This window comes from Terribacillus aidingensis (genome assembly GCF_040703035.1).
In the GTDB taxonomy this organism is placed as follows: domain Bacteria; phylum Bacillota; class Bacilli; order Bacillales; family Amphibacillaceae; genus Terribacillus.
In genome coordinates this window covers 2,787,009-2,807,089 of record NZ_CP159996.1, presented here as the reverse complement: position 1 = coordinate 2,807,089, position 20,081 = coordinate 2,787,009, and the positions used below count along the sequence as shown (strand labels likewise).

The 20,081-nt window shown below is 45.3% G+C and carries 19 protein-coding genes; 17 read left to right on the top strand and 2 right to left on the bottom strand.

Annotated elements, in window-relative coordinates; translation table 11 throughout:
- Nucleotides 1–26: 26 nt before the first annotated feature.
- The gene (locus tag ABXS78_RS14635; RefSeq protein ID WP_366247814.1) at nucleotides 27–1,928 is read right to left on the bottom strand and encodes a PBP1A family penicillin-binding protein; all 1,902 of its coding nucleotides are present in this window, start codon (nucleotides 1,926–1,928) and stop codon (nucleotides 27–29) included.
- A gap of 43 nt (nucleotides 1,929–1,971) precedes the next feature.
- On the opposite strand from ABXS78_RS14635, the gene ABXS78_RS14630 reads away from it, so the two are divergent.
- The 4 genes from ABXS78_RS14630 to argS all read left to right on the top strand — a co-directional run bounded on the left by ABXS78_RS14630 (nucleotide 1,972) and on the right by argS (nucleotide 5,235).
- A complete protein-coding gene (locus ABXS78_RS14630; RefSeq protein ID WP_366247813.1) occupies nucleotides 1,972–2,112 on the top strand; it encodes a hypothetical protein in 141 nt (46 codons plus the stop codon).
- 132 nt (nucleotides 2,113–2,244) lie between these two features.
- Nucleotides 2,245–3,072 carry a polyamine aminopropyltransferase gene (speE, locus tag ABXS78_RS14625; RefSeq protein ID WP_095220968.1) on the top strand — a complete coding sequence of 276 codons (828 nt, stop codon included), beginning with the start codon at nucleotides 2,245–2,247 and terminating at the stop codon, nucleotides 3,070–3,072.
- Nucleotides 3,073–3,127: 55 nt separating this feature from the next.
- Nucleotides 3,128–3,568, top strand: coding sequence for a DUF1934 domain-containing protein (locus ABXS78_RS14620; RefSeq protein ID WP_366247812.1), 441 nt, complete (start codon nucleotides 3,128–3,130; stop codon nucleotides 3,566–3,568).
- The gene (argS, locus tag ABXS78_RS14615; protein ID WP_366247811.1) at nucleotides 3,565–5,235 is read left to right on the top strand and encodes an arginine--tRNA ligase; all 1,671 of its coding nucleotides are present in this window, start codon (nucleotides 3,565–3,567) and stop codon (nucleotides 5,233–5,235) included. The genes ABXS78_RS14620 and argS overlap by 4 nt, the downstream gene beginning before the upstream one ends.
- 45 nt (nucleotides 5,236–5,280) lie before the next feature.
- On the opposite strand, the gene ABXS78_RS14610 is transcribed toward argS, so the two are convergent.
- Nucleotides 5,281–6,468, bottom strand: a complete 1,188-nt coding sequence (locus ABXS78_RS14610; RefSeq protein ID WP_366247810.1) for a phospholipase D-like domain-containing protein — start codon at nucleotides 6,466–6,468, stop codon at nucleotides 5,281–5,283.
- A 275-nt stretch (nucleotides 6,469–6,743) separates the two neighbouring features.
- Between ABXS78_RS14610 and rsgA the strand changes: the two genes are divergently transcribed.
- The 13 genes from rsgA (at nucleotide 6,744) to prmC (ending at nucleotide 20,027) form a co-directional block, all read left to right on the top strand.
- Nucleotides 6,744–7,802, top strand: a complete 1,059-nt coding sequence (gene rsgA / locus ABXS78_RS14605; protein WP_366247809.1) for a ribosome small subunit-dependent GTPase A — start codon at nucleotides 6,744–6,746, stop codon at nucleotides 7,800–7,802.
- A gap of 109 nt (nucleotides 7,803–7,911) precedes the next feature.
- Entirely contained in the window at nucleotides 7,912–8,457 is a 546-nt protein-coding gene (gene rpoE, locus ABXS78_RS14600; protein WP_366247808.1) for a DNA-directed RNA polymerase subunit delta, read from the top strand.
- A gap of 179 nt (nucleotides 8,458–8,636) precedes the next feature.
- Complete coding sequence (locus tag ABXS78_RS14595) at nucleotides 8,637–10,244, top strand: CTP synthase (RefSeq protein WP_366247807.1); 1,608 nt, start codon at nucleotides 8,637–8,639, stop codon at nucleotides 10,242–10,244.
- Between the two features lie 142 nt (nucleotides 10,245–10,386).
- Entirely contained in the window at nucleotides 10,387–10,764 is a 378-nt protein-coding gene (locus ABXS78_RS14590; RefSeq protein ID WP_176465610.1) for a response regulator, read from the top strand.
- Between the two features lie 122 nt (nucleotides 10,765–10,886).
- Nucleotides 10,887–11,750 carry a class II fructose-bisphosphate aldolase gene (locus ABXS78_RS14585; protein ID WP_095220953.1) on the top strand — a complete coding sequence of 288 codons (864 nt, stop codon included), beginning with the start codon at nucleotides 10,887–10,889 and terminating at the stop codon, nucleotides 11,748–11,750.
- Between the two features lie 335 nt (nucleotides 11,751–12,085).
- Nucleotides 12,086–12,727, top strand: a complete 642-nt coding sequence (gene fsa, locus ABXS78_RS14580) for a fructose-6-phosphate aldolase (RefSeq protein ID WP_366247806.1) — start codon at nucleotides 12,086–12,088, stop codon at nucleotides 12,725–12,727.
- Between the two features lie 62 nt (nucleotides 12,728–12,789).
- A complete protein-coding gene (locus ABXS78_RS14575) occupies nucleotides 12,790–14,076 on the top strand; it encodes a UDP-N-acetylglucosamine 1-carboxyvinyltransferase (RefSeq protein WP_095220951.1) in 1,287 nt (428 codons plus the stop codon).
- Between the two features lie 477 nt (nucleotides 14,077–14,553).
- Nucleotides 14,554–15,840 carry a transcription termination factor Rho gene (rho, locus tag ABXS78_RS14570; RefSeq protein ID WP_095220950.1) on the top strand — a complete coding sequence of 429 codons (1,287 nt, stop codon included), beginning with the start codon at nucleotides 14,554–14,556 and terminating at the stop codon, nucleotides 15,838–15,840.
- A 135-nt stretch (nucleotides 15,841–15,975) separates the two neighbouring features.
- Nucleotides 15,976–16,221, top strand: coding sequence for a type B 50S ribosomal protein L31 (locus ABXS78_RS14565; protein WP_038564035.1), 246 nt, complete (start codon nucleotides 15,976–15,978; stop codon nucleotides 16,219–16,221).
- Between the two features lie 187 nt (nucleotides 16,222–16,408).
- On the top strand, nucleotides 16,409–16,978 hold the full coding sequence (locus ABXS78_RS14560; RefSeq protein WP_095220949.1) for a thymidine kinase: 570 nt from the start codon (nucleotides 16,409–16,411) through the stop codon (nucleotides 16,976–16,978).
- A gap of 42 nt (nucleotides 16,979–17,020) precedes the next feature.
- Nucleotides 17,021–18,043, top strand: a complete 1,023-nt coding sequence (locus ABXS78_RS14555) for an SDR family oxidoreductase (RefSeq protein ID WP_366247805.1) — start codon at nucleotides 17,021–17,023, stop codon at nucleotides 18,041–18,043.
- A 48-nt stretch (nucleotides 18,044–18,091) separates the two neighbouring features.
- The gene (prfA, locus tag ABXS78_RS14550; protein WP_366247804.1) at nucleotides 18,092–19,162 is read left to right on the top strand and encodes a peptide chain release factor 1; all 1,071 of its coding nucleotides are present in this window, start codon (nucleotides 18,092–18,094) and stop codon (nucleotides 19,160–19,162) included.
- The gene (gene prmC, locus ABXS78_RS14545) at nucleotides 19,143–20,027 is read left to right on the top strand and encodes a peptide chain release factor N(5)-glutamine methyltransferase (RefSeq protein WP_366247803.1); all 885 of its coding nucleotides are present in this window, start codon (nucleotides 19,143–19,145) and stop codon (nucleotides 20,025–20,027) included. The genes prfA and prmC overlap by 20 nt, the downstream gene beginning before the upstream one ends.
- Nucleotides 20,028–20,081 lie beyond the last annotated feature (54 nt).

Sequence of the window (20,081 nt, the reverse complement as noted above, 5' to 3'; positions counted from 1 at the left end):
CTCAAGGAGGACAGCGGCTTTTCCTATTAAAATAGCCAATCGAACCAGCGTTTCCGTCTATTCATCGGTTCTTTCTGATCTTGCCGGAGAGGAAACTCATCCAAATCAGGCCGGCAGTATAGCTTTGGCTCCGTCCCTCGTACAAAGTAAGTGAATCGGCGCTTTTCACAATACGACGTAGAAAGGAAGCCGGAATCAGGATCAACAAATACGCCGCGTACGCCTGCAGGAGGGCGGAATGCTTTGATTGGTTCGCCCTGATGGGCTGCTTCCATAAAGCCTGCCCAAATTTCCTTGCTGTAGGCCAATTCCTTTACTTTCTCCATGGAGCGGTTGTCATCATAGCCGGTCCAGACCGCTGTCACTAAGTCAGGGCTGAATCCGACCATCCAGCTATCCGTCGTTGTCGTTCCAGATTTGCCTGCGTATGGCCGGCTCAGCTGATCCTTGATTGATGCTCCTGTGACGCGCATATAGCTGCTAAGCGAATCATCGAACATACCTGTCATGAGATCCGTGAGCACGAACAGTCTTTTTTTATCCAGCTTGCTTTTGGTTTTCTGCGGTTTATGAGTATAAATAGTCTTCCCGTTGCGATCGACGATTTTTTCAATCGTATAGCTCTCTATCTGTTTACCACCGTTGGCTATCCGGCTGTAGGCAACGCCCATTTCTTCAACAGATACCGGCGAAGTTCCGAGGGCTAGGGACGGGACCGCCTGTAAATTACTTGTTATTCCAAGCTTCTTGGCATCCGCAGCGACTTTCTCCGCGCCAACCATTAAATTCGTTTTCACCGCATAAATATTATCCGACATCGCGATAGCTTCTGCCATCGTGATTTCCTCATTTGCATAATAGCCGTGAAAATTACCAGGAGCATATTCGCCGCCATCTGGCAGCTCAAAGGTCGTTTCTTCGCTTCTTAACTGTGTCATTGGTGTAAAACCATTTTTCAAGGCAGTGTAATAGACAAAAGGCTTAAACGAGGAGCCCGGCATACGTTTACTAGTAGTAGCTCTGTTATATGTGCTCAACTTGTAATCAGTTCCGCCGACCATAGCTGTAATTGCACCAGAATCTGGGTCCATTGCAATGGCTCCTGTCTGCAGTTCTGTATCAGCCGGAATCGTATCAGCTATTTGCGTCTCGAGTTTAAGCTGATGGTCAGAATCCATCGTTGTATAGACATGATATCCAGAAGCTACAGCCTCATCCTTATCCATCCCCAGAACCTCGGCTAATTCATCTGTAATATAGTCCTGAAAATAACCGGCACGTCTAATTGTTTCCCGTTCCTGTTCTGTCGACAGCGACACAGCGGGAAGTGATTCGGGTTCTGTGATATAACCTGCATCCTGCAGCAGTCCGTAAATATATTCCTGCCTTTCATCAGCAAGCTCTTTATTTTGAAATGGGGAATAGTAGGATGGCCCCTTTGGTATGCCGGCAAGCAGTGCGGCTTCAGCAGCTGTTAAACTGCCGGGATCTTTATCCATATAGTAATCGCTCGCTGCTTGGATACCATACATCCCATGCCCGTAATAAATCGTATTAAGATAGCCTTCCAATATTTCATCCTTCGAGTAAAACATTTCTAAGCGGATACTGTATATTGCTTCTTTGAATTTTCGAGTCCATGTCTTATCATTCGTTAAGTAAAGGTTTTTGGCATATTGCTGGGTAATGGTACTGGCTCCTTCAACCTTGGCGCCAGCCTTGATGTCTTGCATGGCGGCAGCAAATATACGTTTCCAGGCAAAACCATGATGTTTGTAGAAATTTTTGTCTTCTGCCAAGATAGTCGCATGAATCAAATGCGGAGAAACTTCGTCCAAGGCGATCCAGCGTTTCTGTGTGTTGCCATACTGTTCACCGAGGATTGTGCTGTCGTTCGCATAGAATGTTGTACTCCATTTATTTGTCATCGCCGGAGGGCCCATCAGATAACAAATGAGGAGCAGTCCGCCGATGGCAGTTATCATGCTTCCAAGAATGACAGCTGCCAGCCTTTTGGGCCGGAGCCACCTCTGCCAACTGGCTATCGGAATCCGAATCAAATCTATCGCCTGCTTCCTTCATGGTGTCAAAAACAGTATCGTCATCCAGTAGGATAATAAACGTTGGAAAGGGTTGCTTTTTTTCGGAATTTCTCTATAATTTGATTGTTTAAAGCTATAAAAATGACTAACACTAGTTGCGAGATGTTAAAGGATTTTACACATAGAGGAGTTTTGACAGCTAATGGAACTTTGGTATACAGAAAAACAGACAGACAGCTTCGGTATCACAGCAAAAGTGAAGCGTTCCCTCCACAGTGAGCAGACTGATTTTCAGAAATTGGACATGCTGGAGACGGAAGAATGGGGCAATATGCTGACATTGGATGGCATGGTCATGACTACAGAGCGGGATGAGTTTGTCTATCACGAGATGGTTGCCCATGTACCATTGTTCACGCACCCGAATCCGGAGAACGTGCTGATTGTTGGCGGAGGAGATGGCGGTGTTATCCGTGAAGTACTCAAGCATGACAAAGTGAAAAAAGCGACGCTTGTTGATATCGATGGCAAAGTTATCGAGTATTCCAAGAAGTTCTTGCCTTCCATCGCAGGTAAAATGGATGATCCGCGTGCAGATGTGCGCGTCGGTGACGGTTTCATGCACATTGCTGAAAGTGAGAATGCCTATGATGTCATTATGGTCGACTCGACAGAACCAGTAGGACCAGCAGTCAACCTATTCACGAAAGGCTTTTATGCCGGGATTGCTAAAGCACTCAAAGAGGATGGCTTGTTTGTTGCGCAGACAGATAATCCATGGTTCAAAGCAGACCTGATTTCACAGGTGTACAAAGATGTGAAAGAAATCTTCCAGGTTACAGAGCTGTATACGGCGAATATCCCTACTTATCCAAGTGGTCTGTGGACGTTCACGATGGGCAGCAAGGTGCATCATCCAAAAGAAGTGAAAGCAGAACGGTTCCAGCCTATCGAAACGAAATACTATACACCAGAGCTGCATCAAGCTGCTTTTGTACTGCCGAAGTTCGTACAAGATCTATTGAAATAAAAATGGAGAGGCGCTTCCGTGAGAAGCGTTTTTCTTACTGAAAGGGGAGAGCTGCATGCGTCAAACGAAAATTCCGGTATGGATCGAGATGGATACGGCAATAACGGAGGAAGATGATACGGAGTATACAACTCTGAAGGCAGCTGGTACCTATTCCGCCAATGGGGGATTGACAGTCGTCAATTTCACAGAGGAATCCGAAGAAGTCGGGGAAACGAAAACTATGATTACCATCTCGACTGATAAGGTGAGCATCAAACGCTCAGGCGGATTTGATATGAAGCAAGTTTTCATAAAGAATCAGCCGACAGAGAACGTATACCGCCATCCTTATGGTACAATGCATATGGAAACAAGCACACACGCGATGACGTTCTCGCCGCTGGCAGCTGGAAGCCCGGCGGAACTTACAATAAGCTATACAGTAACTTTGAATCAGGTGCAGTCTAGAAGACATGCATTGACGTTGCGTGTGCAGGAGGAGAGTAACGGATGAATATCGTACAACAAACAGAACAAAAATTGAAAACGGCGATTCAGGAAGCTGTTTTGAAGGCTGGTTTGGCTGATAAAGAGACAATTCCTGCTGTCATTTTAGAGCAGCCGAAGGATAAAGCGCATGGCGACTATGCAACGAATATTGCAATGCAGCTTGCTCGTGTTGCGAAGAAAGCACCACGCGCCATCGCAGAGGATCTGCAGAAGAACTTCGATTACGACCAGGCACCTGTTGAAAAGATCGAAATCGCCGGGCCAGGATTTATTAACTTTTTCATGCGTAACAGCTATCTTGGCGAACTAGTATCTACTATTTTGGAAGCTGGCGATGATTTCGGACGCACGAACGCAGGTAAAGGAGAAAAAGTCCAAGTTGAGTTTGTTTCGGCGAACCCGACAGGTGACTTGCACCTTGGACATGCCCGTGGTGCGGCAGTAGGCGATTCTCTTTGCAACATCCTCGATGCAGCAGGCTATGAGGTTGGACGCGAATATTATATAAATGATGCTGGTAATCAGATCGATAATCTTGCACGCAGTGTACAGGCACGTTATTTGCAAGCGCTTGGACAAGATGCTGAGATGCCGGAAGATGGCTATCACGGTAAGGATATCATCGGAATTGGGAAAGAGCTTGCCGAAAAGCATGGAGATAGCTATGCGTCTAAACCGGAAGAGGAGCGCCTTGCTTTCTTCCGTCAGTATGGTTTGACTTATGAGCTGAAAAAGCTCGAGAAGGATCTTGCTGATTTCCGTGTTCCATTTGATGTGTGGTACTCAGAAACTTCTCTTTACCAAGACGGAAAAATCGATACGGCATTGGCAACACTTCGTGAAACGGACTATGTCTTTGAAGAAGACGGCGCTGTCTGGTTCCGTTCGACAGATTTCGGTGATGACAAGGACCGTGTACTCATCAAACAGGATGGCAGCTATACGTACCTTACTCCGGATATCGCCTATCATAAAACAAAACTTGATCGCGGATTCTCGAAACTGATCAACGTATGGGGAGCCGATCACCATGGCTACATCCCGCGTATGCGCGCTGCTATCCAAGCACTTGGCTATGACGCTGATACACTGGAAGTTACGATTATCCAGATGGTAAACCTGTTCGAAAATGGCGAAAAGGTTAAAATGAGTAAACGTACTGGAAAAGCAGTTACACTGCGTGAATTGATGGAGGAAGTCGGTATCGATGCGATGCGTTACTTCTTCGTCATGCGTTCCAGTGATTCTCATCTCGACTTCGACATGGATTTGGCAAAATCCCAATCCAATGAAAACCCTGTTTTCTACGTACAGTACGCATATGCCCGGATCAGCACGATGCTCGCGCAGGCTGCTGATAAAGGATTCCAGACAGAAGGAGCCTACGATGCGAGTCTTCTGACTGCTGAGAAAGAATTGGATCTTCTAAAACGTCTTGGGGAATTCCCTCAAGTAGTGACAGATGCAGCTGAAAAACGTACGCCGCACCGTATAACGCAATATGCCTTTGATCTGGCTTCTGCACTCCACAGCTTCTATAATGCGGAGAAGGTATTGAACCCGGATAATCAAGAGCTGACAAAAGCTCGGATTGCGTTGATGAAAGCAGTTCGCATCACAATCAAAAATGCATTGCGACTAATCAGTGTGGAAGCACCAGAAAAAATGTAAAAAATAAAAAAAAGCCTGTCGGCAGCAATGCTGGCGGGCTTTTTTTTATAGGTAATTCCGTAATGGCCTAAACAGAATGCCGGTAACCTTAGCGATCCAAGGACGTTTTTGAATCGTCTTGATGGTTGCTGGAATACTGGATTGTTCATCTTTTTTCCAAAGAGCAAGCAGCTGTGCGTAAAAGAGGTCGTTTTCCCTAATGGTCACAGTAAGCTCCTTGTTAATCAACAGACTCCGACCATCAAGATTGGCGGAACCGACAGCGCACCATACGCCATCGCTGAGCAGGATTTTCGCGTGATAGAAGCCATTATAATATAAATTGATTCGTATGCCATGCTGCAGCAGACGCCTTGCAAAATGGAAGGACACTTGATTGACAACATAATGATCCACCTTGGACGGAAGCATTAATCTTACATCGACACCCCTATCTGAAGCTCGCTTGAGGGCAGCTTCTACGCGTCTGGTCGGTGAACAATAGGGTGTTCCAATGTAAAGATATTCCTTTGCTTGATGAATCTGATGAAGCAGCCAGTCTTCATAGCCATCAGCTTCTGTAATTACTACTTCTATTTGGGCGCCATCGAGTGCAGGAGCTTGCTTAGGCAGTACGTGAAATGGATCACCCCAATCGGAAGCAAATAGCTGTACAAATGTGTAGACCGCTTCGCCTTCGAGCTTCACAACACAATCACGCCAGTAACCGAACCGGGGCTCCTTGCTCAAGTACTCCTTGCCGATATTGAATCCACCTATATAGACACTTCGCTGATCGATGATGGTGACTTTCCTGTGATTACGGAAGTTCAGGTTATACAGAAGATAAGGAAAGCGTGGTGTATTAGCAAATCGGAGCATTACACCAGATTGGCGCAGACGCTGTCGTTCTTTCCGGGGCAAGCGGTAGCCTCCGATTCTGTCCAGTAAGAAACGGATTTTGATTCCTTCCTGTGCGCGTTTTTGCAGTAATTCTGTCAGCTGTTGTGTAGGTTCGTCCCATTTCACAAGAAAGAATTGAATATCAACAGACTGCTGTGCAGCTTTTATGTCACGGATCAGTGCCTCGAAGAAACTGACTCCATCATCGAACGTGGAAACAAAGGCATGTTTATCGCCGACCAACCGATTGACTGCTTTTCTTTTGCTGTACTTCCTGCCAAGCGACAAGTCCACCCATACCAGAACTATTAGGAGGAACAGGAGAGCGAGCAGGAGGAAGAAGACATACATATACCGATCTCCTTTCCTAAGGTAATAATAGGCTTTACAAATATAGCCAATATCATGTATCATAAAAACAAATCAAAGCGAACGGTAAAGCCGGACGCAGAAAGGGATGATGATTATGTTGACATTTGCGATGACTCAAAAGCCGTCCGTCACTATGCACATCCCTTCTGCTTGTCTGGAATAGCGGATATTTCTGCTATTTAAACTTCTAGTGGGAGGGCTGTGCAAACAGTCCTTTTTATTATGGCCAAAAAAGGTCCCACTAGGAGGAAAACATGAACAGAGCATGGAATTTATTAGGATGGAATGACCAATTGGAAGCAGCAAAGCAAGCATATGATAAGGCTTGGACGCCTGCACGTATCGTGCTTGAGCATAAACATATGTACAGAGTGCTGGATGACCGAGGAGAGATGCTGGCAACACCGTCAGGGAAGTTTCGGCAAAATGGCGATTTCCCAGCAGTCGGGGATTGGGTACTGGTAGATGCCCGGCATGAAGAAGGGAAAGCTACGATACACGTCTTGCTGCCAAGAAAAAGCAAGTTTTCACGGAAAGAAGCAGGAACGGTAACTAGGGAACAAATCGTTGCTGCGAATGTCGATTATGTATACTTGGTAATGGCATTGAATCAGGATTATAATCTTCGCAGACTGGAACGCTATTTATTGGCTGCTTATGATAGCGGTGCATTACCAGTTATCATTTTAAGTAAGGGTGATCTGTGCCAGGATACAGAAGAAAGATTGAGCGAAGTCGAAGCAATAGCTCCGGGGGTTGACATTTATGTCACAAGCGCAGTTGACAGAAGAGGTGTCGATGCGATTAGAAGACAGCTTACAGCAGGAATCACTGCGGCTTTCCTCGGATCCTCAGGTGCAGGGAAGTCCACTCTCGTCAACATGCTGTATGGAAAAGAAGTACAGCTGGCAGGGGAGATCCGGGAAGATGATGGAAAAGGCAAACATACTACTACGCATCGTGAGCTTGTACAGCTGCCCGGCGGCGGGATGATCATCGATACACCTGGTATGCGTGAGCTGCAGCTATGGGATCAGCAGCAGACTGGCGTGTCAGCAGCATTTTCCGATATCGAGCGATTTGGTGAGGTGTGCCGTTTCCGTGATTGCACACATAAGAACGAACCTGGCTGTCGTGTGCAGGAGGCAGTACAGACTGGTGAGATAGAGCAAGAACGGCTCAACAGCTACTTCAAGCTGCAGCGGGAGCTTCAGTATCTTGATAGAAAGTCCTCTGCCAAAGCTCAGCTGGAACAGAGGAAGCAGTTCAAGCAGCTGTCTAAAAACGTCAAACAAGTTAAAAAACGCCGCTGATCTGAAGAAATATTGCATTTTGATAGGCCTGGCAATATAATGTAAGGTATGGTTCTAAAACGGTAGACGTGAACATAACCAACTTATTGACAAAGGGAGTGCTGTGACAGTGGGTTTGAAAGAATACAGCCAAGAAGAGCTTGCTGATTTTTCCCTCGTGGAATTGACGAATCTGATTCTTGAGGAAGAAAACAAAGCAACCGATTATAAAGATTTATTCAATAAAGTAGCTGACATCAAACAATTGAGCTCCGATCAGCGTGAAGAATACTTGCTTCAGTTCTATACGGACTTGAACGTAGATGGCCGTTTCATGACAGCAGGATCCAATCTTTGGGGATTGAAAAGCTGGTATTCAGTAGATCAATTCGACGAAGACGTTACAGTCGAACCAACGAAGAAAAGAAAGAAACGTACTGCGGATGAAGATGAGGATCTGGATGATCTTGAAGAAGACTTCACTTTGGACGAAGAAGGCTTTGATGAAGATTACGGCGATGATGAAGAAGATGATGATCTAGCTGATGATGACGTAGCCGAAGATGATTACGAAGGCGATTATCAAAGCGATGATACAGACGAAGAAACTCGTGAAATCGTCGGAGAAGACATACAGCTGACTGGTGACGAAGACGACGATGAGGAAGACCGCTAAGCGAATATATTCGCTGAATGTTATTGACTTTACACTAGAGAATCAGTAATATTTTATGTGGGCTCTTTAATTGTCCGAAGACGCGTTCCCTTAACAAAGGGAGCGCTTTTTATTTTTTCTTAAACTTTTTTTAAGGACATGGGTATTCTATAAATAAATGCTAGAAAAGAGGGATTGCGTTGACAAAGTATATCTTTGTTACAGGAGGAGTAGTATCTTCTCTAGGGAAAGGCATCACAGCGGCATCACTTGGCCGTTTGTTGAAAAATAGAGGTTTGCAGGTGACGATCCAGAAATTTGATCCATATATCAACGTGGACCCAGGAACAATGAGTCCATATCAGCATGGAGAAGTCTTCGTCACGGAAGATGGAGCAGAAACGGATTTGGATCTTGGGCACTATGAGCGTTTCATCGACATCGACTTGAATAAATACTCCAATGTGACAACAGGAAAGATTTATTCCACTGTGTTGAAAAAAGAACGCCGTGGTGATTATCTTGGCGGTACTGTCCAAGTTATCCCGCATATCACGAATGAAATCAAAGACAAAGTATTCCGTGCCGGTAAACAAACGAACGCAGATGTTGTCATCACGGAAATCGGTGGAACCGTAGGGGACATCGAGTCGTTGCCGTTCTTGGAAGCAATCCGTCAAATCAAATCCGATATCGGACGTGACAATGTGATGTATCTGCATTGTACGCTTGTGCCTTTCATCAAGGCAGCTGGAGAATTAAAAACAAAACCTACACAGCATAGCGTTAAAGAACTTCGCTCGCTTGGTATCCAGCCGGATGCAATCGTTCTTCGTTCTGAAATGGCTATCAGCCAGGATATGAAAGAAAAAATCGCATCTTCCTGTGATTTGGAAGTCAATGCAGTTGTTGAATGTATTGATGCAGATACACTTTACGATGTACCGCTTGCCTTGCAGCGTCAAAACCTGGATCAGTTTGTATGTGATCACTTCAAATTGGAGTGTCCGCCAGCTGATATGACAGAATGGTCCGCGATGGCAGCGCATGTAACAAATCTTAAGAAAACTGTCCGAATTGCATTGGTAGGTAAATATGTGGAGCTGCAGGATGCGTACATTTCTGTTGTGGAATCTTTGAAGCATGCAGGCTACCCTTATGACACAGATATCGAAGTGAAATGGATCAATTCCGAGGATGTAACAGCTGATAATGCAGAGGAATTGCTCGGCAATGCAGATGGTATCCTTGTACCTGGAGGATTCGGTGATCGCGGTATTCAAGGTAAGATTGAAGCAATCCACTATGCCCGCACAAGAAAAATTCCGTTCCTTGGCATTTGTCTTGGCATGCAGCTGGCAACTATCGAGTTCGCACGTAATGTTTTGCATCTTGAGGGTGCACATTCCAGTGAGATCGATCCGCTTACTCCGCATCCAGTTATCGACTTGCTGCCTGAACAGAAGGACATTTCCGATCTTGGCGGTACATTGCGTTTAGGCGTATATCCTTGCCGTCTGCAGGAAGGCACGAAAACAAAAGAAGCTTATGGCAATGAAGATGTTATCTATGAGCGTCACCGCCATCGCTTCGAGTTCAATAACCAGTATCGTGTACAAATGGAGGAAAAAGGCTTTGTCTTCTCCGGTACAAGCCCAGATGGACGCCTGATTGAAACTATTGAAATCAAGGATCATCCTTGGTTCATCGCTTCTCAATATCATCCGGAATTCAAGAGCCGTCCGAACCGTCCGCATGCCTTGTTCCACGGATTTGTCGGAGCATCTTTACAGCATAAAGAAGGCTGATTGATACGACCGTATACAATATTTTGAGTGGATAAGCAGGAATTTGGAGCTTTTTACTAGAAAAAGGTGTAATTGGGTCACAGCAGTGAACATTATGTCGAAGCGAGCAGCTGCTTGCTTCGTTTTCTAGGGGGAGATGCGGATGAATAAGCGCGTGTTGATCGTGGATGACCAGCCAGGTATCAGAATATTGCTGGAGGAAGTCATCCGGGAAGAAGGACATGAAGTGATTTCCGTCGGCACGGGAGCAAATGCTCTTGATCAGATAAAAAGACAGAAGCCGGATTTACTGCTGATTGATTATAAGCTGCCGGTGCTGGATGGACCAGCGGTACTGGACAGGCTGAAGGAACAGGGTCTGTCTATCCCGACAATCATGATGAGCGGATTGGCGGAGGAAGCAGAAACTTTCCTGCAGAATTATGACTTTCTAATTTGTGTGCTTGCTAAGCCTTTCGACATACTTAATGTGCGAAAAATGGTGAATCAAGTATTAAAACAAGGGTCGAATCTGGTATAAAAGTGCGGGAAATGTTGCACCATGGCGGGTGAGTTGGTATTCTTATGTATGGAAGCGATAAATACACGACTTCACATAGATAGTTGCCGACCGTCGTGCAAATTTGAAGGAGGATTTTTGTTATGCCTTTAGTATCAATGAAAGAAATGCTAGATGTAGCAAAAGACAATCACTATGCTGTAGGACAGTTTAACATCAACAACCTTGAGTTCACACAAGCAATCCTGCAAGCAGCACAGGAAGAAAGCTCTCCTGTCATCCTTGGTGTATCCGAAGGTGCAGCGAAATATATGGGTGGCTTCAAGACAGTAGTATTGATGGTTAAAGGTCTTATGGAAGACTATAACATCACTGTCCCAGTAGCAATTCACCTTGACCACGGTTCCAGTTTTGAAACATGTGCGAAAGCGATCCACGCTGGCTTCACTTCCGTAATGATCGATGGTTCCCACCATCCTTTGGAAGAAAACATCGCACTTACGAAGAAGGTAGTTGAGCTTGCACACTTCCACGGCGTATCTGTAGAAGCAGAACTTGGCCGCATCGGTGGACAAGAAGACGATCTTATCGTAGATGATGCAGACGCAGCGTATGCGATTCCTTCTGAATGTAAACAACTAGTGGAGGAAACTGGCGTTGACTGCTTCGCACCTGCGCTTGGTTCCGTACACGGCCCTTACAAAGGCGAACCAAACCTTGGTTTTGACCGTATGGAAGAGATCTTCAATACAACAAGTCTTCCATTGGTATTGCACGGCGGTACTGGTATCCCGACAAAAGATATCCAAAAAGCAATCACGCTTGGTACTTCTAAAATCAACGTGAACACAGAAAACCAAATCTCTTCTGCTAAACGCGTTCGTGAAGTATTGGCAGAAAAACCAAATGAATACGATCCTCGTAAATACCTAGGACCAGCTCGCGAAGCTATCAAAGAAACAGTAATCGGCAAAATGCGCGAATTCGGCTCTTCAGGCAAAGCGTAAGCATATCAAAACAAAAAAGAAAACTGACCAATATGGTTGGTTTTCTTTTTTTTATTTAAACGAAAAGAAAAAACCGTTCAGAAACAAGGGAATAAAGTGAGGGCGAAAGCATAATCTCCTTCGTTCTCAGAATCTTCGACGGGTCGATTTAGAAAGCTCATAAGGTTTAGGAATGGGAAAATCGGTAACTTAACCTGTAGAGTGGAGTTACAGGAGTATGTACCTCCTGCATACAGCGCCGAAACCGAAGAAATTTACCGTATGCTCATTTAATCCTTTGCCATATGAGGGAGTCCTGCATAAACTACTTCGGAATTACTTAAGGAGTGGAACAAATGAAGTTCTTTGTGGATACTGCGAACTTGGAAGAAATTAAGCTAGCTAATGCACTTGGTGTACTATCCGGGGTGACAACGAATCCGACGCTGGTGGCCAAAGAAGGTATATCATTTCACGATAGGCTACGGCAGATAACGGAAGAGGTGTCTGGCTCTGTCAGTGCGGAGATTGTTTCCGAACAAGCAGATGAAATGGTGGAAGAAGGCAAGGAGCTTGCTAAAGTTGCCCCTAATATTACCGTGAGTATTCCAATGACCCTCGAAGGAATGAAGGCAGTTAAGGTTTTATCCGAGTTGAATATCAAGACGAATGTGACACTTATCTTTAACGTGAACCAAGCATTGCTTGCGGCACGTGCTGGGGCTACATATGTCTCGCCATTTATCGGAAGACTGGATGATATCGGGCATAATGGGATGGACTTGATTGGTACGATTGCGGAGATTTTCGATCGGCATATGATCCAGACGAAAATCATTGCAGCCTCCATCCGGCATCCGATTCAAATAACAGAAGCCGCTCAGCATGGAGCGCATATCGCGACCGTTCCTTTTGATATCCTGCGGAAATTAGTAGAGCATCCGTTGACAGATGCAGGTATCCAACGATTTCTTGCAGACTGGAACAGTCGTATATAGTATAATTATGGTAAAATAGAGGAAACTAACGTTGCTGTTATCCTAAATGTGAGGAGTTCCTTATGCAGAAAATACTAGTAGAGGGCGGAAACCTTCTTAAAGGAAAAGTGAAGATAAGCGGAGCGAAAAACAGCGCAGTAGCATTGCTGCCAGCTGCGATACTGGCTGAATCTTCCGTTTCGATAGAAGGGCTGCCCGAGATATCAGATGTTGAGACGCTGAGTCATTTGCTTGAAGAAATTGGCGGCAAAGTATCTAAAACCGGTCAAACAATTACGATTGATCCTTCCGCAATGACGTCCATGCCTCTTCCGAACGGAAAAGTGAAGAAACTCCGGGCTTCCTATTATTTCATGGGTGCGATGCTCGGACGGTTCAAGCAGGCAGTCATCGGCCTGCCTGGCGGCTGTTATCTTGGCCCTCGACCTATTGATCAGCATATCAAGGGCTTTGAAGCGTTAGGAGCTAAAGTGACGAATGAGCAAGGTGCAATCTACTTGCGAGCGGATGTGCTGCGTGGAGCGCGAATTTATTTGGACGTTCCAAGTGTTGGGGCTACGATTAATATCATGCTTGCCGCGGTGCGAGCTGAAGGGAAGACAGTAATTGAGAATGCAGCCAAGGAACCAGAAATCATTGATGTAGCGACGCTTTTGACGAGTATGGGCGCAAAGATCAAAGGTGCTGGAACAGATGTGATTCGTATCGAAGGTGTCGATCATCTTCACGGCTGCCGTCATACCATCATCCCTGATCGAATTGAGGCTGGTACGTATACAATCCTGGCTGCTTCCCAAGGGGAAGAAGTAGTTATTGACAATGTCATTCCGCAGCATCTGGAATCCTTGCTAGCCAAGCTGCGGGAGATGGGCGTAGAGATTGTAGAAGGGGAGGAACAGCTGACAGTCAGGCCTGGAGCCAGACTGAATAGTGTCGATGTAAAGACACTGGTTTATCCAGGCTTCCCGACTGATCTGCAGCAGCCTTTTACTGCTCTCTTGACCAAAGCACATGGTACTGGTGTCATTACGGACACCATCTATCAGGCACGTTTTAAGCACATTGATGAACTGCGCCGGATGAACGCCCAGGTAAAGGTAGAGGGAGGAGCCTCCATCGTTACTGGTACTGTTAAGCTGGAAGGGGCTAAGGTAAAAGCGAGTGATCTTCGGGCAGGGGCAGCACTTATCATTGCTGCCTTGATGGCGGATGGTGTGACAGAAATCACCGGTGTTGAACATATTGACCGCGGCTATGAGCGTATAACAGAGAAGCTGGTCGCACTAGGTGCCAATATTTGGCGGGAAGAGATGAGCGAGCAGGAAGTAGAGCAGTTTCAGAACTCTTGACCGGCTGCAGGTTAAGAGCTGAAGAAATTTTAACTGATAGCTTATTCTTTATCTGTGCGGGCACCGCCTGCAAGAGAAATCGAATCTTGTCATCTAACCTTCTTCATGCAGAGACTGGCGTAAGCCAGTCTTTTTATATTTAAAAATTCCTTCGTTTCACGTGAAAAATACAGTTGAATATTCAAGTACGAAAATGTATGATTAGTTATGCTAAAAAACGCAGCAAGTTTAAAAAAGCTGTATTGTGGTAAAAAATGATAGTTATAATCTTCTATTCTAGTTATACACTACCATCCTTCCTTTTCTTCCAAGTGCTATGCATGGTCAAAAAGAATCCCTTGCAACCTCTTCGGTCATGAATGCCGGCCAATAGCTTGAATCAGATTCCACCAGTTTTGAAGCACCAACGAAGGAAATGACAATAAACAGCCAAACAGATAAGGACAAGTCCTTAAATACAATAGGTGTGGTGATTTTGTGGCTGAACTATCTATTTCTCATCTAGAAACATTGACATTGAAAGAATTATACACGATGGCACGCGAATACCGTGTTTCGTATTATGCGAAACTAACGAAACGCGAATTAATTTTTGCCATTCTGAAAGCACAGGCTGAAAAGGATGGTTTCCTTTTCATGGACGGTATCCTGGAAATCATACCATCCGAGGGCTTCGGATTCCTCAGGCCGATCAATTATGCTCCAAGTGCAGAGGATATTTATATCAGTGCGTCGCAGATCAGACGCTTTGATTTGCGGAATGGAGATAAAGTTTCCGGTAAGGTTCGCCCACCGAAAGAAAATGAACGCTATTATGGACTTCTGCATGTAGATGCGGTAAACAATGAAGATCCGGAAGTGGCGAAGGAGCGCGTGCATTTCCCTGCACTGACAGCTTTATATCCAGATAAGCAGATGAAACTGGAGACGGAGACTCGTAAAGTGTCTACACGTATCATCGATTTGATGACGCCAGTTGGTTTTGGGCAGCGTGGATTGATTGTAGCCCCTCCAAAAGCTGGGAAAACGATGCTGCTGAAACAGATTGCCAACAGCATCACAACAAATCATCCAGATGCCAAGCTTATTATTTTGCTAGTAGATGAACGTCCCGAGGAAGTGACGGATATCGAACGTTCCGTTCACCCGGATGTCGATGTTGTCAGTTCCACTTTCGATGAAGTACCGGAAAACCATATCAAGGTTTCCGAGCTGGTACTGGAACGCGCGATGCGCTTAGTTGAGCATAAAAAGGACGTTATCGTACTGATGGATAGCATTACACGTCTTGCCCGGGCGTATAACTTGGTTATCCCGCCAAGCGGACGTACGCTTTCCGGTGGTATCGATCCAGCAGCTTTCCACCGTCCGAAACGTTTCTTCGGTGCTGCTCGTAACATCGAGGAAGGCGGCAGCTTCACGATTCTTGCTACTGCGCTTGTCGACACAGGCTCCCGCATGGATGATGTCATTTACGAAGAGTTCAAAGGAACAGGTAACATGGAGCTGCATTTGGATCGTTCCCTTGCTGAAAGACGCATCTTCCCGGCAATCGATATGGTTCGTTCCGGCACAAGAAAAGAAGAATTGCTTGTCCCGAAAGGTCAATTGGATAAAATGTGGGCAATTCGTAAGACAATGCAGGATTCTCATGACTTCGCCGAGCGTTTCTTGCGCCGTTTGAAAGCATCTAAAAACAATGAGGAATTCCTTGTGAATATGGAAGAGGACATGAAACGAAAAGGCACGAATAAGCGCGTCTGATTACATGGATTTCCTCTTGCAATGGGCTAGACAGACTGTTATAATCACGTTATGTGAGCTTTCACGACAGTGTTATCGGTCTCTCACAATAAACTCTGTTTCCAAGGGATTCAGGGCAAAAAGGAGTGCTAACGCATGAAAGAACAAATCCATCCGAAATATAACAAAGTTGTATTTCTAGATACTAGTTCTGACTACAAATTCTTGACTGGTTCTACTCAGAGTTCTGACGAAACAATCGAATGGGAAGATGGCAACACTTACCCGTTGATTCGTGTGGAAATCAGCTCAGCTTCTCACCCGTTCTACACTGGTAAGCAAAAAGCTGACAAAGCTGGCGGCCGCGTAGATCGTTTCAAGAAGAAATACAACTTGAGCTAATAGCTTAAGATATGAAGAAGAAAACAGGCAAACACCCTTTGCCTGTTTTTTCTGCTTCTAACCCTTTTTTAAAGCTTGCCATTACATGTACACTGACCATCCAGATATACATAAGTGGGATAGATATAGTATGGATAAAGATAGTGTAATGTGGCACTATCTTTTTTATTTGACAAGGAGAAATGACATGGCACAATTATTTTTCAAATATGGCGCAATGAACAGCGGAAAATCAATTGAAATACTGAAAGTGGCCAATAATTACGAGGAACAAAACAAATCGGTTCTTATCTTCACATCCGGCATTGATACAAGAGATGAAGTCGGCTATGTTTCCAGCAGGATTGGATTACGCCGAAAAGCAATTCCGATTTTCGAAGAAACCGACATCATGGAAATCGTCAAATCACACGAACCGACACCGCATTGTGTTCTAATTGATGAAGTGCAATTTTTAAGCAAAGAGCATGTGCTCCAGTTGGCGGCCATCGTTGATACATTCAACATTCCTGTTATGGGCTTTGGACTGAAGAATGATTTTCAAAATGAGCTGTTCGAAGGAAGCCGTTATATGCTCATTTATGCGGATAAAATCGAAGAGATGAAAACAATCTGCTGGTTCTGTGAACGAAAAGCAACCATGAACCTGCGAGTCGACGATGGCAAGCCAGTGTATACAGGAGATCAGATACAGATTGGCGGCAATGACTCTTATTATCCTGTTTGCCGCAGATGCCACACCAATCCACCCCTGTGAAATGAACAAAAACTACATTAAAGAATGAAGGGACTGGCAGAAATGAAAGCGTTATTTATCGGAGGTACCGGAACAATCAGCTCAAGCGTAACCGATTTGGCTGTAAAACAAGGATGGGAGCTATATTTGCTTAATCGCGGCTCGAAGCCTGTACCAGAGGGCTGTCATAGTATCATAGCTGATATTACAGATGAAGCAGCAGTTGCAGCGAAACTACAGGATATGCAGTTTGATGTTGTAGCAGATTTCATAGCTTTTTCAGCATCGGACGTTGAACGTGATATTCGTCTTTTTGCAGATAAGACAAAACAATTCATCTTTGTCAGCTCCGCATCTGCATACCAAAAACCGCCCCGTCACTATAAGACAACGGAGAGCACACCACTCGTGAATCCCTACTGGAGCTATTCACGGGCTAAAATAGACGCAGAAGAAGTGCTGCAAAAGGCATATCGGGAAAATGGACTGCCTATAACAATTGTCCGTCCGAGCCATACATATGGAGATAAGAAGATTCCTGTGGCTTTTTATGGCGCTAATGGCAGCTGGCAAGTAGTAGAGAGGATCAAGCAAGGCAAGCCTGTTCTCATTCATGGTGATGGGACCTCGCTTTGGACTTTGACTCACAATACCGATTTCGCCAAAGGGTTTGTCGGGTTGATGGGAAATCAAGCTGCAATTGGAGAGACGGTGCACATCACTTCTGATGAAGTCCTGACGTGGAACAGCATCTACGACATAATCGGAGATGCTTTAGGAAAGCGTGTAAATAAAGTTCATGTGTCGACAGACTTCCTCGTTATGTGCAGACCTGATCTGGAAGGATCGCTGCTTGGAGATAAGGCGGAATGTGCTGTTTTCGATACTAGTAAAATAAAACGGCTCGTACCGTCATTCACAGCTACAAAGCGCTTCGACCAAGGAGTCAGGGAAGCAATTGAAAATTTCAATAATCATCCGGATTGGCAGCGGCCAGATCCAGAATTCGATCAGTTTTGTGACATGATCATAGAGGCCCAAAAGAGAGCGGCTGAACAGATTCGCCAAAAGCTTAGCATGAATTGATAGGTTTGTTGGGAGAAGCTATAATAAAGCAAGGAAAGAGGTGTCGCTATGCTAGATCGTTTACAAGCACTAGAAGACCGTTATGAGAAACTGAATGAATTACTAAGTGATCCCGATGTGATCAGTGATACGAATAAATTACGTGAGTTTTCCAAAGAACAAGCAGGGCTGACAGATGTTGTGCAAGCTTATCGCGAATACAAAGATATCAGCGCACAAGTAGAAGATGCTAAGACCATGCTTGCCGAGGAGAAAGATCCGGAAATCATCGATATGGCCAAAGCGGAGATCTCAGAGTTGTCACCGCGACTTCCTGAATTGGAAGAGCAGATGCGCATTCTGATGCTGCCGAAAGATCCAAATGATGACAAAAACGTTATCATGGAAATCCGCGGAGCAGCTGGCGGAGATGAAGCAGCATTGTTTGCCGGTGATCTATATCGTATGTACAGCAGATATGCGGAAGCACAAGGCTGGAAGACGGAATTGATGGAAGCGAATTCGACTGGAGTTGGCGGCTATAAGGAGATCATTTTCATGATTAATGGTGCCAATGCCTATTCCAATCTGAAGTTTGAAAATGGCGCCCACCGTGTGCAGCGTGTTCCTGAAACAGAATCTGGCGGTCGTATCCATACATCGACAGCGACTGTAGTAGTTATGCCGGAAGCGGAAGAAGTGGAAGTAGACATTCAGGACAAAGATATCCGGGTGGATACATTCACATCCAGCGGTCCAGGAGGACAAAGTGTAAACACGACGATGTCTGCGGTCCGTTTGACGCATATGCCGACAGGAATCGTTGTTTCCATGCAGGATGAGAAATCCCAGATCAAGAATAAAGAAAAAGCAATGAAAATCCTGCGTGCCCGCATTTATGATAAGTTCCAGCAGGAAGCGCAGGCTGAGTACGATGATGCCCGGAAATCGGCTGTCGGTTCAGGGGATCGTTCTGAGCGTATCAGAACATACAACTTCCCGCAAAACCGTGTGACAGATCACCGAATCGGACTTACAATCCAGAAATTAGATCAGATTCTGGAAGGGAAGCTCCATGAAGTAGTCGATGCATTGATCATGGAAGAGCAGGCGAAGAAACTTGAGCAAATCGGAGAATAAGCAGTATCCGACTATCAGTCAGGCTTTGCAGGAGGCGATAGCAATCCTGCAAGCACATCAGCGGGAAGAACGAGTAGCGGAACTGTTGCTTCTGTTTCATCTTGGCATCAATAAAACGGAGCTTCTGATGAATATGAGGGAACCGGTGGATCCTGTGCTTTATGCTGCTTTCCGAAAAGACATACAAGAGCATGCAGAAACAGGAATACCACTCCAGCATTTGACAGGAGAAGAAGAGTTTCTTGGCCGACGCTATTATGTGAATCGGGATGTGCTCATTCCAAGACCGGAAACGGAAGAGCTTGTCCTTGGTTTAGAAAAAATGATTCAACAGCAGCTGACCGGACAGGATTTGACGATTGCCGATATCGGTACTGGCAGCGGCATTATAGCAACTTCCTTGAAGCTTGCTTTTCCTGCGGCTGAAGTAATAGCAACGGATATATCCGAGCGAGCTTTGCTCATTGCCCAGAGCAATAGCCGCACATTAGGGGCATCTATCACTCTAAAGCAAGGAAGTTACCTGGAACCGCTCCGTCAGCTTGGAAAAAAAGTGAATGTGCTTGTTTCCAATCCGCCATATATTGATGAAGCGGACAAAGAACATATGAGCGACACGGTGAAAAACTTTGATCCAAGTCTCGCTTTGTTCGCCGATGATAACGGACTTGCGGCTTACAAGGAAATCATTACCGGATTACCAGATATCCTCGCTTTTCCGGCTATTGCTGCCTTTGAAATAGGCTGGCAGCAAGGACAGGCTGTCCGTGATTTGCTAGTGGAGGAGTTCCCATCCGCAGAAGTGGAAGTACGAGAGGATATCAATGGTAAGGACCGTATGGTGTTTGCTTGGATACAAGAATAAAAGAACTGTGCTCAGGCATAGTTCTTTTTTTGTGGAAAAAAACTAGATTCATAG